Annotated in this window: 15 protein-coding genes and 1 pseudogene; 5 read left to right on the top strand and 11 right to left on the bottom strand. The window is 40.9% G+C overall.

Annotation, left to right across the window (positions count from 1 at the left end):
- Positions 1 to 21: 21 nt before the first annotated feature.
- The 4 genes and pseudogenes from GZ22_RS12340 to GZ22_RS18285 form a co-directional block, all read right to left on the bottom strand.
- Positions 22 to 2,109, bottom strand: coding sequence for an NEAT domain-containing protein (locus GZ22_RS12340; RefSeq protein ID WP_038562986.1), 2,088 nt, complete (start codon positions 2,107 to 2,109; stop codon positions 22 to 24).
- Positions 2,106 to 2,879, bottom strand: coding sequence for a heme uptake protein IsdC (isdC, locus tag GZ22_RS12335; RefSeq protein WP_051748257.1), 774 nt, complete (start codon positions 2,877 to 2,879; stop codon positions 2,106 to 2,108). The genes GZ22_RS12340 and isdC overlap by 4 nt, the downstream gene beginning before the upstream one ends.
- 344 nt (positions 2,880 to 3,223) lie before the next feature.
- Positions 3,224 to 3,706: a tetratricopeptide repeat protein gene (locus tag GZ22_RS12330; protein ID WP_038562983.1), complete on the bottom strand. Its 483-nt coding sequence runs from the start codon at positions 3,704 to 3,706 to the stop codon at positions 3,224 to 3,226.
- A pseudogene (locus GZ22_RS18285) lies at positions 3,703 to 3,801 on the bottom strand (LytTR family transcriptional regulator DNA-binding domain-containing protein); the annotation flags it as partial. The pseudogene GZ22_RS18285 and the gene GZ22_RS12330, both read right to left, overlap by 4 nt.
- 150 nt (positions 3,802 to 3,951) lie before the next feature.
- Between GZ22_RS18285 and GZ22_RS12325 the strand changes: the two are divergent.
- The 3 genes from GZ22_RS12325 to GZ22_RS12315 all read left to right on the top strand — a co-directional run bounded on the left by GZ22_RS12325 (position 3,952) and on the right by GZ22_RS12315 (position 6,998).
- A complete protein-coding gene (locus GZ22_RS12325; RefSeq protein WP_038562980.1) occupies positions 3,952 to 4,155 on the top strand; it encodes a hypothetical protein in 204 nt (67 codons plus the stop codon).
- Positions 4,156 to 4,423: 268 nt separating this feature from the next.
- Positions 4,424 to 6,106 carry a glycoside hydrolase family 13 protein gene (locus GZ22_RS12320; protein ID WP_038562977.1) on the top strand — a complete coding sequence of 561 codons (1,683 nt, stop codon included), beginning with the start codon at positions 4,424 to 4,426 and terminating at the stop codon, positions 6,104 to 6,106.
- A 148-nt stretch (positions 6,107 to 6,254) separates the two neighbouring features.
- The gene (locus tag GZ22_RS12315) at positions 6,255 to 6,998 is read left to right on the top strand and encodes an SDR family NAD(P)-dependent oxidoreductase (protein WP_038562974.1); all 744 of its coding nucleotides are present in this window, start codon (positions 6,255 to 6,257) and stop codon (positions 6,996 to 6,998) included.
- Positions 6,999 to 7,065: 67 nt separating this feature from the next.
- Here the strand turns inward: GZ22_RS12315 and GZ22_RS12310 are convergent, their stop codons facing one another.
- Complete coding sequence (locus GZ22_RS12310; RefSeq protein WP_038562971.1) at positions 7,066 to 7,827, bottom strand: MBL fold metallo-hydrolase; 762 nt, start codon at positions 7,825 to 7,827, stop codon at positions 7,066 to 7,068.
- A gap of 129 nt (positions 7,828 to 7,956) precedes the next feature.
- On the opposite strand from GZ22_RS12310, the gene GZ22_RS12305 reads away from it, so the two are divergent.
- On the top strand, positions 7,957 to 8,373 hold the full coding sequence (locus GZ22_RS12305) for an Lrp/AsnC family transcriptional regulator (protein WP_038562968.1): 417 nt from the start codon (positions 7,957 to 7,959) through the stop codon (positions 8,371 to 8,373).
- Positions 8,374 to 8,533: 160 nt separating this feature from the next.
- On the opposite strand, the gene GZ22_RS12300 is transcribed toward GZ22_RS12305, so the two are convergent.
- Both GZ22_RS12300 and ftsW read right to left on the bottom strand, forming a co-directional pair.
- Positions 8,534 to 9,721: an FtsW/RodA/SpoVE family cell cycle protein gene (locus tag GZ22_RS12300; RefSeq protein WP_038562966.1), complete on the bottom strand. Its 1,188-nt coding sequence runs from the start codon at positions 9,719 to 9,721 to the stop codon at positions 8,534 to 8,536.
- 2 nt (positions 9,722 to 9,723) lie between these two features.
- Positions 9,724 to 10,854, bottom strand: a complete 1,131-nt coding sequence (gene ftsW, locus GZ22_RS12295; RefSeq protein ID WP_038562964.1) for a putative lipid II flippase FtsW — start codon at positions 10,852 to 10,854, stop codon at positions 9,724 to 9,726.
- A 188-nt stretch (positions 10,855 to 11,042) separates the two neighbouring features.
- Between ftsW and GZ22_RS12290 the strand changes: the two genes are divergently transcribed.
- The gene (locus tag GZ22_RS12290; RefSeq protein WP_038562961.1) at positions 11,043 to 11,855 is read left to right on the top strand and encodes an undecaprenyl-diphosphate phosphatase; all 813 of its coding nucleotides are present in this window, start codon (positions 11,043 to 11,045) and stop codon (positions 11,853 to 11,855) included.
- Positions 11,856 to 11,894: 39 nt separating this feature from the next.
- Here GZ22_RS12290 and GZ22_RS12285 read toward each other — a convergent pair whose 3' ends face one another.
- The 4 genes from GZ22_RS12285 to GZ22_RS12270 all read right to left on the bottom strand — a co-directional run bounded on the left by GZ22_RS12285 (position 11,895) and on the right by GZ22_RS12270 (position 16,415).
- The gene (locus GZ22_RS12285; RefSeq protein WP_038562958.1) at positions 11,895 to 13,241 is read right to left on the bottom strand and encodes a gluconate:H+ symporter; all 1,347 of its coding nucleotides are present in this window, start codon (positions 13,239 to 13,241) and stop codon (positions 11,895 to 11,897) included.
- 96 nt (positions 13,242 to 13,337) lie between these two features.
- The gene (gene pdxA, locus GZ22_RS12280; RefSeq protein WP_038562955.1) at positions 13,338 to 14,348 is read right to left on the bottom strand and encodes a 4-hydroxythreonine-4-phosphate dehydrogenase PdxA; all 1,011 of its coding nucleotides are present in this window, start codon (positions 14,346 to 14,348) and stop codon (positions 13,338 to 13,340) included.
- Between the two features lie 13 nt (positions 14,349 to 14,361).
- Positions 14,362 to 15,648 (bottom strand): four-carbon acid sugar kinase family protein, encoded by a 1,287-nt coding sequence (locus GZ22_RS12275; protein ID WP_038562952.1) that lies wholly within the window; start codon positions 15,646 to 15,648, stop codon positions 14,362 to 14,364.
- Entirely contained in the window at positions 15,648 to 16,415 is a 768-nt protein-coding gene (locus tag GZ22_RS12270) for a DeoR/GlpR family DNA-binding transcription regulator (protein ID WP_038562950.1), read from the bottom strand. Before GZ22_RS12270 ends, GZ22_RS12275 begins: the two co-directional genes overlap by 1 nt.
- Positions 16,416 to 16,611 lie beyond the last annotated feature (196 nt).

Genomic DNA, 16,611 nt, shown 5'->3' with positions numbered 1-16,611 from the left:
AGAAGTGCACCGGCTGCTTGATTAAGCTCGGCGGAATCTTCTATAAAGTAGCAGTCCAGAGCCTAGAAGTATTCCTGCATACAATGCAATATGGGAACCATCCAATGTTTTTGGATTATTCTGTATTTTATTATCTGTATTTTGCCCGTTTACACCTGCAGTACCTGACTTGTTATCGTCATTTGGGTTATAACTTAGATTAGTTGTGTTGCCAGATGGTGTCTTGCTGCCATCGTTGCCTCCTGGAGTAGTGTCATTTCCACCAGGTGTATTGTCATTTCCTCCTGGTGCATTGATTGGTGTTACATTACCAGGGTTTTCTCCATTATCACCCGGGTTCTTAACGTCTTCATCTAGCAGCTGCATACTATCTGTATCGTAAGCAAACTGTACAGTGTAAGTGTGATAGTAGTTGTACTCTGGTATTTCTACTTGCACGCGGACATTTTGTTTTTCGTTAATGTCTTCGATAGGAAAAGCTACTACTCTTGTATTTGCTGCTTCGTCTTCACTGACAACCTCTGCATCAGCAAATTCACCATTTTGTTCCGTTTGGAAGGACGTGATCCATTCACTGCTATTAACACCGATTGCCAAATGATATTTGCCGTCTTTGATTGTTAATTTACCTGGACTTACAACATAATTGCTCATCATGGAATCTTCTTCCGTGCCATCCTTCAGAACTTTATAATCCATGCTGTAAATGCCATCGGCGTATCCATCTTCATTTACATCGGTATTGTCACCAGGCTCATTCTTGCCTGGTTCTGGTGTTTCGCCATTATCCGGGGTCTCATTACCTGGATCTGGTGTTTCACCATTGTCTGTATTTTCATTGCCTTGCTCTGGGTTTTCGCCGTTTTCAGGAGCTTCTGTTCCTGGATCTGGTGTTTCGGATCCGTTATCTGGAGTTTCTGTTTCTTGCTCTGTTTCATATGCGAATTGCACTGTATATGTTTGTTTGTAGTTGAATGCCGGCACTTCTACCTGGAAGCGGATATTTTGCTTTGCATTAATATCTTCAATCGGAAATGCTACTACTCTTGTATCCGCTGCCTTGTCTTCACTTATAACCTCTGCATCAACATAATCTCCACCCTGTTCTGCTTGGAACGAAGTAATCGTAGCGCTACTGTTTACTCCGATTTCCATTTGATATTTCCCATCAGCAACTGTCAGCTTACCAGGGCTTACTACATAACTGCTCATTCTAGATTCTTCATCAGTACCGTCTTTTAGCACCTTGTACGCTAGGCTGTATTCGCCATCTTTGAATCCATCTTCATTTATACCGTCATCTGGATTCTCTGTTCCTTCATCTGGCGTTTCGGATCCATTATCCGGATTTTCTGTTCCTTCGTCTGGTGTTTCGGATCCGTTATCTGGATTTTCTGTTCCTTCGTCTGGTGTACCTGATCCGTTATCCGGATTTTCTGTTCCTTCATCTGGTGTTTCGGATCCGCTATCTGGATTTTCTGTTCCTTCGTCCGGTGTTTCGGATCCGCTATCTGGATTCTCTGTTCCTTCGTCTGGTGTTTCGGATCCGTTATCTGGATTCTCTGTTCCTTCATCTGGTGTTTCAGATCCGCTATCTGGATTTTCTGTTCCTTCATCTGGTGTTTCAGTTGGATTATCAGGTTCTGCTTGAGGAAGATCACTTATGTCATACACAATTTGAGCAGGGTACTCATGATGGTAGTTTAGTGCATCAATATCAACGCGAACGCGTACATTTTGTTCTGCTTCCAAATCACTTACTGTGAAACGAATGGTGCGTGTGTCATTCGTTTCATCACTGGAGACGACTGGCGGGGAAACATAGCTGCCGTTCTCCTCTACTTTGAAATCGGTAATCCAATCACTGTGAAGCAACGTCATATCGATAGTTGCGATACCATCTTTTACGGTCACGTTTGCAGGATGCTGTGTGTATGTATCTAACATAGAGGTTTCTTCTGTTCCATCCTTCAGTACTTTAAAATCGACTGAGTAACTGCCATCGGCGATTTTAGTGGCGGCGCTTACAGGATTAACCTGCCAGGCAGATACAAAATAGAAAGCAATCAATACAACTGCCAGCAGTATCTTAAAAGACTTAGTTATCAATTCTCTCTCCCTCTCGTTTTAGAAGTAACGTATTTAAAACCTATAAAAAGACCTAGTGCAGCTAAAGCAACGATTCCCCATGTAAGAATAGAGTTATTCTCACCAGTTTGCGGGTTTTCTGCTTTTACTTCCTTTGGATTACTTTCTTGATTTTGAGCAGCAGCATCAGAAACATCTGCGTCTCCACCATCACTATTTCCTGAAGCTGGTGTTCCATCTGTGGAGCTGCTATTTTCTGATGACGCTGCTTCCTCTGTGGAGCTACTATTTCCTGAAGATGCTGCTTCCTCTGTAGAGCTGCTATTTTCTGCCCCTCCTGCGGAAGTAAGACTAGCTTCATCAAAACGGAAACGAATTGTGTAGTCATGATCATAATCAATATCTGGTACTGTGACATGAATCTTAGATTCCAACGGGGAAGATATATCCGCTACTGAAAATTCAGTTACGCGAGTATCTGACGAAGTATCCTCGCTAACTACCGTTGTATCTGCAAAGCCGCCTCCAGTAGGTACTTTAAATTCTGTAACCCAAGAACTATGATTGACGGTCATTTGAATTTGCATTTGTCCATCCTTCACAGTTAACTTGGCTGGCTTCTCCCAATAGTCATTGGCCATCGACACAGAATCGTTATCACCTTGAATAACGGTGTAATTTATTGTGTACGTGCCATCTTCCGGAACAGCTGCCGAAGCCGCGTTTCCGAACGAAACTAATGAGACAACTAAAGCTAGTAAGATAATCCATATGTGCTTGAGCCTGCTCACGATTTTCCCACCTCTCCCCTCATTGATATTGATATTCATTCTCAATAGAGAGTGAAATAAAAAGCGCAATCTGCGCTTTAACTGATTATCATTCTCATATATGATAAGACTGTATTAGTAGTTGAAAATGGCTATAATACAGCTTTTATCCATCCAAATGATTATCATTCTCAATGAGAAAATGTAAAATTTTTTTACCAAATAAAATTATCTGGTAATACTTACATAATATAAAGCATCCTATTAGACGTCAAGACCTTTTTCCTAATTCTTATTATTGATTGTTCTAGTACAGATTATTTCTTCCAGAAAAAAAAGACCATCTGTTGCTTAACAGACAGTCTTTAACTCCATACGATATCCAGCTTATCCGCATAAAAAGTAATCGCCTTTTGATACTCCAAGATATCATTATCGGATGTTGTTTCGGCAAGCAATTGGAGGAGAATCTGCATCGCTTCACCATGCTCTTTTTGATTATATTTCACCATGGCGTAGAAAACAGGAAAAGCATTATTCTTAGGGAACAGATTCATTGCTTCTTTCAAGGTTTGCTCAGCTTTCTTATAATTCCCTAGTGTCCGGTATGTACTTCCTAACCCTAAATAAGCTCCCTCTTCATGCTCCTTTGGTAATCCCAGCGCAATTCCACGTTCATAATAAGGTACAGCAGCAGCTTCCTTTCCAAGTACATCAAAGCTCCACGCACATTGATACTGTATTTCAGCATCATCTGGATAAGCGGAAGCCAACTCAAACAATCTTTCGTTGGCTTCCGCCAGCTTGCCTGCTTCTCTTAAATTAATTGCCTCAAACAGCTCATTCATAAACCAAATCGCTCCTTCACTTCTCTTACATAAGTTCTGCTTACTGGCACTTTAGAACCATCCTCCATCACGAGGTTATATGTAGAACTGAACCAGAATAAGCCGTCGAAATGCTGTCTCCCACCACAATATGTATTAGTTCCATTTTATCGGAAAGGCTTCCAGTTTAATAGATAAGGCATCAAAATGTCTTGCTTTCTGTTATAATAGTACGAGTTTAACATCCGTTTAGGAGGCTTTTATTTATGTTAAAAAAGAACGCCCTTTATATACTCTTCCTTGGTACACTCTGTATTCTTGCAGGAATTGGTGTGATGATTTGGGCTAGTGATAAATTTTATTTAGGAATTGCTTTTATTGTGCTCGGACTAGTCTATGGATTGGCTGGAATTTTGCTGTACCGCAGATCAAAAAAAATAGCTGCGACTAAGCACGAGTCTAAAGAATAATCGGATGAATTGAGCATTTCGTGTGGCCACTTTTTTATAATATCTTTCGATTATAAAGGGAGGAAAGGCGATGAAATTATCTATAAAAATAAAGCTGGAAATCTCCCCATATGCTGCAGCTGGCATCGCTGCAGCAGCTTGTTTCTTTATCATCAAGAAAATTCGCAGCTAATACATAACCGCCTTGCTTTCTATAAGCTTGGCGGTTTTCATTTATCTCTAGTAAGGGAATAGTCCTACAAGAAAATTTTGGAGGACAGGTGATTAGATGGAGAAGAAGTACTGGAAGGAAAGTGTTATCTACGAATTGTACACTCGCAGCTTTAAAGACAGCAATGGGGATGGAATCGGCGATTTTGGCGGTATCCTAGATAAAATAGATTACTTAGAATATCTTGGTGTGGATACAGTATGGCTTCCCCCTATTTATGTATCCGCAGATGTTGACAACGGCTATGATGTAAAGGATTTCAGATCCATTCAGCCTGTGTTCGGGACAATGGAACAGTTTGAAAACATATTGGCAGAGTTTCATCGTCGCGGCATTAAGCTTGTACTCGATATCGTACCGAATCATACCTCCATTGAGCATGAATGGTTCCAGCAAGCGAGATCCTCTAAAGATAATCCTTATCATGATTATTATATTTGGGAACAAGGAAACCCCGACGGCACTCTGCCTTCGAATTGGCGCTCCCACCTTGGACGCCCTGCGTGGACGTGGAATGAGCAAACTGAGGAATATTATTTACATTTATACAGCGACAAACAGCCTGATTTGAATTGGGATAATCCGCAAGTCCGCCAAGAAATATATAACATTATGCGTTTCTGGCTGAAAAAAGGAATTGACGGCTTCCGTATTGATGCAGTAAATGTCATCTCGAAAGATCGGCGCTTCCCAGATTCTGATCAAGAGACATTACAGGCTAAAGGTGAGGAATACTTTAAAAACGGTCCACACATCCACGATTATCTCCATGAAATGAACAAAGAGCTGAAAAAGGATTTCGAATTCTTCACAGCAGGTGAAACCTCTGCCGTACATGATCATGATGTACTTCGGTATACAAAGCAAGAGCGAGAAGAATTGGATATGGTACTATCTGCAGAAGCTTCTGAGCTCGCTGATCAGGATGAAGATAAAAACAAAAGTAAGAAATGGACAGTACATGATTTTCGGGAAGTACTTCGCAAATGGCAGAAGGATGTCGGCGATGATGGCGGCTGGTTCGGCTTATACCTCAGCCACCATGATGCACCGCGAATGGTTTCTACCTTTGCCGATGATGGAGAATATAGGATTCCGTCGGCAAAGCTGCTAGCTACTATGCTGCATACTTTGAGAGGAACGCCGTTTATTTTTCAGGGAGAAGAGCTTGGTATGACCAATTATCCGCATTTCGATTCTATTGATTCAATAGATGATCAAGAGGCACTCAGCTACTATGATTTGAAAGTGAACGAGCAAGGTGCTTCTGAAACGACTATTATGGACCGGATACGCGAGAAGACCCGTGACCATGCTAGAACTCCAATGCAATGGGATACATCTGATCAAGCAGGATTCACAGATGGTACACCTTGGCTTCCGGTTAATCCAAATTATAAGGAAATAAACGTGCAGTCAGGTGTCGATAATCCAGATTCCGTTCTGCAGTTCTATCGGAAGTTGATTCGACTGCGTAAAGAAAATTCCATCATGGTGTATGGAGACTTTGAGATTATCCTAAATGACCACGAGCAAATCTTTGGATATATACGTCGTCTGGAAAATGAGGAGTGGGTTATCCTGCTGAATATGACGGATAAAGAAGCAAAATATGATATCCCCAGCGAGTGTGTGGATGATTGGGATAAAAAGCATTGTGTCATCAGCAATTATCCACATGTGGATAATGAAAATACATTACAACCATTCGAAGCAATTGTGTATAAGTATGAAAAATAATAGAACATTAAAGAGGAGTGTCTGCCAGGCACTTCTTTTTTAATATGAAGAATTTGCTAATAATGTGTCAATTTCTTGACTTATCTAGTGCAAAAGTTCATCATAAAGTTGTAGGATAATTTACCTAAACAAACTGGGGGTAACGCATATGTCAACAATCGAAGGAAAAGTAGCAATCGTTACAGGAGCAGCATCTGGTATCGGTCTTGCAACTGCAGAAGCTTATGTAAAAAAAGGCGGTAAAGTAGTTATTGCAGACTACAACGCTGAAGCAGGACAAAGAGAAACTGACAGACTGAAATCAGCTGGCGGAGACGTTCTATTCATCGAGTTCAACGCTGCTGAACAAGATTCTATTAAGAATTTGATTGATCAAACAGTTTCACACTACGGTCAAGTAGATATTCTTGTTAACAACGCTGGGATCGGCGGCATGGGCGCAACTCATGAGCTATCTTATGAAGATTACCGCAAAGTAATCGCAATCAACCAAGATGGTATTTTCTTGGCTTCCAAATATGCTATTCAAGAAATGCTGAAATCAGGCGGAGGTGTCATCATCAACACGTCTTCTGTACTAGGCTTCGTTGCACAGCCTGGCGCGTTCTCTTACAACGCCAGCAAAGGTGCTGTTAACACATTGACTAAATCTCTAGCTGTGGAATATGGCGATAAAAACATTCGTGTTAACGCTGTAAACCCAGGCTTCGTTGAATCAGGAATGGTAAACAAAGAAGCTCTTGGAGACTTCTATGACAGCCTTGTAGCGAAACATCCAATTGGCCGTCTTGGCAAAGCGGATGAAATCGCACACGCTATCGTATTCTTGACAGAAAACGACTTCGTAACAGGCGAAACGCTTGTAGTTGATGGCGGTTACCTAGCTCAGTAATATAAATAAAAGGAGAACAGCTAAGCTGTTCTCCTTTTTAATGGATTCCATTGAATTTGCTCTTTTATTAGAAAGTATATGTTTCGCCGTCTTCCGGGACTAGCACATTTGAGTCGATACCTTTTTCATGATTAAAGCTTTTCAATTCTTCTCTAGACAGCGTCCAATGATTGACCGCTTCCATATGCACTGCAATAATCTTTGCATTAGTAGCTGCTTTATACACTTCGTAGACGTCTTCTTTTCCCATTACTAGAGATCCGCCCTCTAAAAATTGATTATCACCAGCGTTAACTACAATAATCTCGGGCTTATAGGCATTAATAGTAATACTAACTTCCCCGTACCAAACTGTATCGCCAGCCACATATAATGTTTGTTCGCTCTCATGCTTAAATACAACACCACAAACAAGTCCAGCCATCTTCAATATTTCTCCTCTGCCATGTTCACCTTTTGTTTTGGTTAAATGAACACCTTCAAAGACAGTATCATTCGTAAGAACTTCAACATTTTTGAAGCCAGCTTTTCCAATTTCTTCTGCATCTTCTTCATTTTGAGAAAATACTTTTAGCTCTTTAGGTAATGCATCTTTAGCGGCATCATCCCAGTGATCTGTGTGAAGGTGCGTGACAATCACAGCATCAAGATCCTGAATTATACTCTCAATTGAAAGTGGTAAGCTTACGACAGGGTTCTTTTGATCCTGTCTTAGAGAATTTGGAAAGGGTGGAAATGTACCTTTATCTGCTAACATTGGATCTATTAGAAACTTTTTCCCTGCATATTCAACCACGATTGTCGCATTACGTATTTGGGTTATATTCATAATAGTTCGCTCCTCTTTTTTTGTACTTTCCTTGGCACTATGTATATTCTATATAATGACCTATTTAAGATACATACTCTGAGTAAAGTCTTTTGGCTAGATGACTTTATTAATGAAAGGAGTTAAACCATGTTAGATAATACGGATATTTTTATCCTAAAGGAACTTTCCAGGAACAGTCGCATTACCATGAAGGAATTAGGAGAAAAAGTCCATTTAACCGGACCCGCCACATCAGCTAGAGTGGCAAAATTAGAGGATAACGGCATTATTGAAGCTTATACAATAAAAATAAATGACGTCAAAATGGGATTTTACATACACGCTTTTATAACCATCTTTACACAAAACACGAATCACAAGCCTTATCTATCATTTTTAGGTACACAAAAAGAGTATGTTATCCAGAACTACAAAATTAGCGGGGATGGCTGCTACCTCTTAGAATGCAAATTTCAGTCTAACGAATCAATGAATACATTTTTGGATGCCTTAAATCAGCATGCTAACTATAAACTCTCTATTGTTATAAATAAAAACTCATAGTTTGCTCCCTCATGTATTGCACCCATAGAAAAAACACCTCCATGTTTGATTCGGACTTAATAAACTGTTTCCGACTTTGGAGGTGCTTTATCTGTCTCAGCTTGATGGTGGCCATCTCACCTATTTCAGTCTTTTTATTATTAAAGCATCCTTTTATGTTCTAAATAGCTTTCTTTGGTTCTCCAAAAAACTGATGGGCATATGTATTCCGAACAGACATAATAATTCCCAGCAGGATCATATTAGAAAATAAAGAGCTCCCTCCATATGTTAAAAACGGAAGAGCGATACCTTTAACTGGCAACATTCCCTCTACCATACCGATGTTCTGTACTATTTGTACAGTGAGACTCAAAGCTAAGCCTGCACATATATACGTTCCAAAGGGATCATTACTCTTAGATCCTATCTCTAGAATTCTAGTAATTAGCAGGAAAAAGAGCAAAATCACAACTGCCCCCGTCAGAAATCCTCCCTCTTCTGCAATAGAAGCAAAGATAAAATCTGTGTGCTTTTCAGGAACATACACATTTCCTCCTTCTATTCCTTTTCCCGTTAACCCTCCTGTCCCAACTGCCAAGACAGATCTTCGGCTTTGAAATGCTTGATTGCTGTTATCACTTGGATCCAGCCAACCTATGATTCTATCCTGCTGATGGGGTTTTAGCTTAGGTATTAGGTCATCATAAATAATCTCCGGCTTAAATAAGAACAGGCAAGTAATTATGCTAATAGCAAGTAAAGGCAATAGAATGCCAATACTCACTACAATCTTATTAAGCTTTACCATTCCTAACATTGCCACTATCTCAAACATGTAAAGCATAACCATACCTGTATCTGGCTGCTGATAGACAAGTAAGCTAGGAGGAACTGTCACGAGCAATATCTTACCCAATAGAAGTAAATCCTCCTGCATTGTTCTGTTTGGACGCTTTTCTTTAAGTTCTGCTATCAATTTAGCTACTATTACAATTAAGCTAATACGGAAAAACTCTGATGGCTGAATAGATCCTACGAAAGGAATACTAAACCATCTTTTCGCCCCAAGTATATTAGGCGCAATCGAGTCGGGTGCGATAGTTAGAAACAAAAGCGACGAAACTGAAATAATGTAGAATGACCAAGCTAGTAAACGAAGCTGATTTAAATCCAAGAGTCTGAACAATAACAATAAAGTAAAGCCAATTACATAATTGATAAATTGCTTCAACGCAAAATTTTGGCTACCGAATTGTCCTCCAGACTGTGTACTAAAAATAAACAAAATACTGATTCCGCTCAACAAACATAATATGATCAAGATTGGCTTATCCAGCTCGTCCAATCGTAATTTCCTTACAAACATAGTTAACGCCTTCTTTCCACGAAAGGAATGCGGATATGCTTGGCATTCCGAGATATCTGCAAAATAATTCCCATCGTAAACAAATTCACAATAAGAGAAGAACCGCCATAACTAATAAAGGGCAGTGGTATCCCCGTAATTGGCAAAAGACCGGCAACTGCTCCTAAGTTAAAAACTACTTGAACCATGATTTGAAACAAAAAACCAATCGTCAATAAAGTTCCGTATGAATTCTTTGCTCGCAATGCTATGTAAACTCCCTTTATAAGAAGCCCAAAATAAAGGAAGAACACTACAGCCAGCCCCAAAGTCCCCAGTTCCTCCAAAACGACAGCCATAATGAAATCGGTATGAGCTTCGGGGAGAAAACCGAGTTTCTGAACACTGCCTCCCACACCTTTTCCAAACACACCGCCTGAAGCAATAGCTTCATAACCATTAATCAGCTGATAGCCTTTCCCATTTGGATCACTGAATGGGTTTTGAAAGGATAGGATGCGAGCTAAACGATAAGGAGCAGATACAGCTAGATAAATAACAGCACACACACCCACTCCAGCGATTGCGAACAGATGACGTTTCTTGATTCCCGCACATAGCAAAATAAAGAAACAAGGTATTGCTATTGAAGTAGCAGTCCCTAGATCCGGCTGCATAAGAATGAGCAAGAATACAACACCTAATAGTAATAGCGGCGGTAATAATTCTTTTCTGAAACTTGTAAGTGCCTTATGTTTTTTTCCGCAAACAGATGCAAAATAGACGACCATTGTAAACTTCACGAATTCTGCCGGCTGAAGAACGAAAGGGCCTAACTGCAGCCAGCGCTGGGAGTTATTCCGAACTTCTCCAAACCAAGGTGTGAGAACAAGTATGAGTAGTATGATTGATCCTATAACAAGAAGCGGACTCCATTTTTGATATAGCTTGTAGGGCAGAAAAAAACCCATTGTCATAGCAAAGATACCGATCAAAAAAGATATCCATTGTCGATGAAAAAAGAAGTTTGAGGCATTATATTTTATTGAACCTAATGGATAGCTAGCGCTATACACCATGATCAATCCAAATAAACAAATACATATAACCAAAAAAAGTAACGTCTTATCTAGCTCTTTTATTTTCGATAACATATCGAGCATCTCCAATTAAGAAAACTAAGTCATTTAGAAAATTACCGGCTTTCGCCATGATAGCGGTAGTGTTGACGATATGTCAACACTACCGCTATATTTCTCCATTATCATTGACAAAACATCAACAATTCTATATGGTATCTTAGTGAGAAAAAAGTCAGAAACAAACAGTGAGGAAAATAATTATGGATTTTTGGATTTTGATCTTCAAATATCTCTTTTTAGGTCTTGTTCAAGGAATATCTGAACCAATTCCTATCAGTTCGAGCGGACATTTAATCATTGCCCAGCATCTATTAGGTATTGAAGTAAAGGATTTAAGCTTTGAAGTAGTCGTCAACACAGCTTCCCTTATTGCTGTGGTACTGGTTTATAAGAATCAAATAGCCAGATTATCTGTGTCCTCTTACCAATACATAGTGAAACGAGAAGAAACAAAAAAAGATGATTTTAATCTCGTCCTCTATCTTATTATTGGGACGATACCAGCCGCATTATTGGGACTATTATTTAATGATTTTATTGGGGAAAATCTGAAGAGTACATTTACAGTAGGCATCGCACTACTTTTAACTGCAATATCTTTATTCCTAATCAGAAACATCAAAGGAACGAAGGATATGAAAAAAATAGGCTGGAAAGAAGCTCTATTAGTTGGACTTGGGCAATCAATTGCGCTTATTCCTGGTGTGAGCCGCTCTGGAGCGACAGTGGTGACAGGCATGCTGACAGGGATGAATCGAGACACAGCATTAATGTTCTCCTTTTTACTATATATTCCGGTAAGCTTTGGAGCTAGTATCCTAGAGATTCCTGACATGTTCAGTCAAAATATTACTGCTGATTATTTAATCGCGTATGCTGTAGCATTTGTTGCATCTCTTATCGGTACTTATTTTGCTTTGAAATGGTTTATCGATGTTATGAAGAAAGGTAAATTAATATATTTCTCTATCTATTGCTTATTCTTAGCGATTATCACATTGTTTCTATTATAAAAATACCCCGTTCAAGCATCGCTTGAACGGGGTATTTTTTTAGATGAATATATCCAAAATCATCGTAAATACAAGACCTGAAACAGCTACAACAGTCGATAGTACCGTATAGGTTCCAAAGGCTTCTTTCAATGTCATTCCGAGGGATTCTTTTACCATCCAGAATCCAGCATCGTTGACGTGGGAAGCAATCGCACTGCCGGCGCCCGTTGCAAGAGCTACTAGCTCCAGATTTACATCCGGCATAGTACCTAGAGATGGAATAACTAGACCTGCTGTTGTCAGGGTAGCAACTGTTCCGGATCCAAGACAGATACGAAGTATTGCAGCTACCATCCAGGCGAAGAATACTGGTGACATCGAAGTGTCTGCAAAGATAGAAGCTACATAATCACCAACACCGCCATCGATAAGAACCTGCTTCAAGGCTCCGCCTCCACCGATGATCAATAGCAGCATACCAAGTGCGTTGATTGCTGATCCACAAGAATCCATCAGTGTTTTGATCGGGATATTTCTTCTTATCCCCATTGTGTATATCGCAACTAATAGGGAGATTACCATCGCTGTGGAGGAGTTACCCACAAAACGGATGATTTCTATCAACATATTGTCATTAAACTCTAGTGATGTTTGCAAGATATCCACAGCGGCACCGATTGCCATGAGGATAACTGGGAAAAGTGCAGTGAAAACACTGATACCGAAACTAGGCATTTCTTCTTCTTTGAATGTTTTCGCAACACCAAAGGATGCACTGCCTTCACGTGTCCAAGCAGATGGAACTATTTTTTTAGCTAGCTTCGGATACAAAATACCTGCAAGAATAACAGTAGGAATTGCTACAATTATTCCATAAATAAGCATAAGTCCAATATTTGCACCATATTCGGCTGCTACTGCAGTCGGACCTGGGTGCGGCGGCAGGAATGCGTGTGTTGCAAGTGCCGCTGTTACCATCGGCAAACCGAGATGCACGATAGATACTTTCAATTCTTTTGCGATTGAGAAGATGATCGGAATAAGCAAGACGATTGTTACTTCAAGGAACAAGGCAATACCAACGATGAATGAAGCAAATAAAACAGCCCACTGAATACGTTTTTCACCGAATTTATCAATAAGTGTAGTCGCAATTCTGTTAGCACCGCCAGCATCTGCAATCAGACGACCAAGCATAGCACCCATACCGAATATCAGTGCTATATGACCGAGCGTACCACCTAAACCGCTTTCAATTGAGCCAACTACATCTGACATAGGCATGCCTAGCAGCAATGCGACAATAAAGGAAACAATGATTAATGAAACAAATGTATTGAGCTTAAGTCCCATAATCATGATAAGCAATAAAAGTACACCTAAAGCTATGATCAATAATGGCATGATGATTTCCCCCAAATCTCCGTGTAAGTGTTTTCATTGTTGTCCGTTAGAAAGGAAGGACTGCTCATCCTTCCAATCATCAGGTATGTTGTTTTCTTAAAGCGTCGTACGAGTAAAGTTTGGTGCATATTGCGCTGCAACTTTGATACATTCTTCCATGCTGATGCTTTCCGCAATGTTTTTGCCAGCAATATCAAATGCTGTACCGTGGTCGACGGATGTACGCAAGAACGGCAGACCATTCGTGATGGAAACCGTACGGTGGAAGTCTGTCATCTTCGCAGCAATATGACCTTGATCATGGTACAAGGAAAGAACTGCATCGTACTTACCGTTTAGTGCTTGGAAGAAGACAGAGTCAGCAGGAACTGGTCCGACTGCATCGATACCATCTTTAACAGCAAGCTCGATACCAGGTTTGATTTGTTCTACTTCCTCCCAGCCGAACAAGCCGCCTTCACCGCTATGCGGGTTCAAACCTGCCACTGCAAAGCGGCGATTTTCTACGCCTAGACGCTGAAGTGCTCTGTCACAGCGAATCAAGTAATCTTGTACTCTTTCTTTCGTCATTTGTGCGATAGCATCTTTCAAGGAAAGGTGACGTGTAAGGAAGAAGATACGCATGCCGTTAACTTCGAACATTGTTAGTGGATCATCAGATCCTGCTAGATCTTCCAGCATTTCTGTATGTCCGATATAAGGAACTTTCGCTGCTTTCAAGGACTCTTTGTTGATTGGAGTTGTCGCAAGTGCTTGAACTTGACCATCCATTGCAAGCTCAACGGATTTTTTGATATATTCGAAAGCACCTTGGCCTCCTTGAGCGGAAACTTGGCCGTACTCTAATGCATCAATATCAATGTTGTCCAGATTGATTACATCAACTGTACCTAATTCGTATTTTCCTTCTGTCGGGGAAGATACTTCATTTACTTCCAGATTCGCTTCAACGATATCAATAGCTTTTTTGATTACTGCTGTATCACCAATTACAAGTGGTTTACATACATCGTAGATTTCCTGCTTTGTTAGTGACTTCATTGTGATTTCCGGTCCAATACCTGCTGGATCTCCCATTGGAATTGCGATAATTGCTCTTTCAGTCATTGTTTATTCCTCCTTAAAATTTAGCTTCCAAATATTTCACACTTGTATAAATAGCTTTCGTTCCGCCTGCTGTGCCACCTTTGGTTACGATTGGAATACCATCCAGGTAACCTCCCATAAATTTCCCATAAGCGATCAACGGCAGGATTTCATCCATCAGCTGAATTCCTTCTGCTCTGCTTATCGAGCACAGTGAAGCAGTTACATCTCCACCACTTGAGAAACAGCCTCCGATTTCAAACTTGCTCTCCTGGACAACCACTCTTGTAATTTTGCCCAGACCGTCAGCAATCCGTTTCGCTAACGCATCCTGACTCACGCCCTGCTGTGCTCCAAGCGTTTTCAGATCAAGAATCTCAGCTCCTGGTGCGTCGGTTGTAATCAACAGGATGTCTTGTTTCTCCATCTCCTGCTTTGCCAGTGCAATTACCCGATCTACCTCTTCATCCCAAACCCCATCTACTGTTGCCAGCTTTTTGGAGTCTACATAAATTGGTCGGAGATTCGTCTTATCCTTCAAGTATTGCAGCTGTTTCGAGCTATTCGATGTGACACTTCCAACAGTTACGATAATTTTCTTATCCTTCATTCGCTTCCGGCTGAACGCCCGAGCGAATGCTGCTGTCAGCGGACCTGGATCTGCCGGCACCATCTGGTAAGCTTCCAGCTCTGCCATGGCACCTGCAACTGCATCAATGTCTTCATTTGTGATAACATCTGGCACAAGGATTCTGGCACCAGCGTCGATTGCTTCCTGCATCTTGCTTTCGATCGCTTGCTTGCCTGCAAGGATTGTCTCAAGGCCGATGCTTGCTACAGTGAATTTACTCTGTTTTTCAACTAGTTTCGGTACATGCGATTCTGTTACTGGTTTAACTGGATCCTTACCGACATCTGACAATTGAACTGGTACGCCATGAACGAGTAAGTACCCACCAGACACGATTCGTCCGGAATCCGGGTAAGCCGGTACGACAACCGCAACTGCCTGTGTTCCCAGTTCATCGAGCAGTGTATCAATCTCAACGCCGATATTACCGCGAACTGTACTGTCGATTCGCTTGCAGACGATATCCGTTTCCCACTTCTTCAGATTCTCCGCAACCGTTTTCACACGACGGTGCGCGACCTCGCTCTTAACATACCGGCTATCGGTATCGACAATCACACCGTTAATCTGGTCTGAGGAAGGAAGATGGTCGTAGAAGACCATCGTCGCAACGTTATATCCAAGCTTCGTCAATTTAACGCCAGTTCCATTTCCACCAGTTAAATCATCTGCAATTACACCAATCTTCATCAGGCTTCCTCCTCTGCTGCTACGACCTCCAAAAGCTCCGGTAATTCTCTCGGATGATAAGCCTTAATACCGCTATCCGAAATGACACCGGATAATACTTCTAAGTCACAAACTTTCGCAAGTGCCTTCTGATCCAGCTTGCTCGAATCCGCTACCAGCCAAGTAGCCTGTGCTGATTCGACCATCAACTTCTTAATGGAAGCCTTCTCAAAAGTAGGCGCCGTTACCCCAACGTGCAGATGAACCGCATGCGCTCCCAGGAAAAACAGATCTACATGCAGGTTACGCAATGTCTGCTCTGTGAGCGGTCCAAATAGCGCCCCGATGTTATTCTGCATCTCTCCGCCAGTTAGGATCACCTTAACCTCACTGTCCATCAGCTCGGCTGCAATCTTGATATCATTCGTAACGACTGTCAAATTCTGCTTTTGTTTTAGCAGCTTCGCAATCTCAAGCGTCGTTGTTCCTGAATCAAGCAAGATTGTAAAGTGTTCCTGCACAAGCTCTACAGCTCGTTTAGCGATCTGACGCTTTTCATCAGCATGCTTGCCTTCTTTTGTCTGGAATGACGACTCCATTACGAGCTGCTTGTTGAGAATTGCACCACCCAGCGTTCGGATGATCTGCTCCTGTTCCTCCAAATAGTTCAAATCTCTTCGGATTGTCATAGCAGATACATTGAGTTCTTCGGCTAATGCATCAATATCTATCTTTTCATTCTTATTTAATTGTTCTAAAATCACATTTCTGCGTTCATTTGGCTGCATTTTGTATCACCCTTGTTAATCATGAACATCTTATGAGTTCATAATATGCTTATTGATGTTAATTGTCAACATAAATATGTTCTTAATTTTCATATACAGTATGATCTTTGTTAACAATTAACATTATACACTATCTTTCAATTCATTTATCACTACCATAAAGAAGCAACAAAAAACGCCGCCCCTTCATTAGGGC

The sequence above is a fragment of the Terribacillus saccharophilus genome (genome assembly GCF_000725365.1).
Classification (GTDB): Bacteria; Bacillota; Bacilli; order Bacillales; family Amphibacillaceae; genus Terribacillus; species Terribacillus saccharophilus.
Note: the sequence above shows the minus strand (reverse complement) of the source record. Positions and strands in the feature narration are given on the sequence as shown.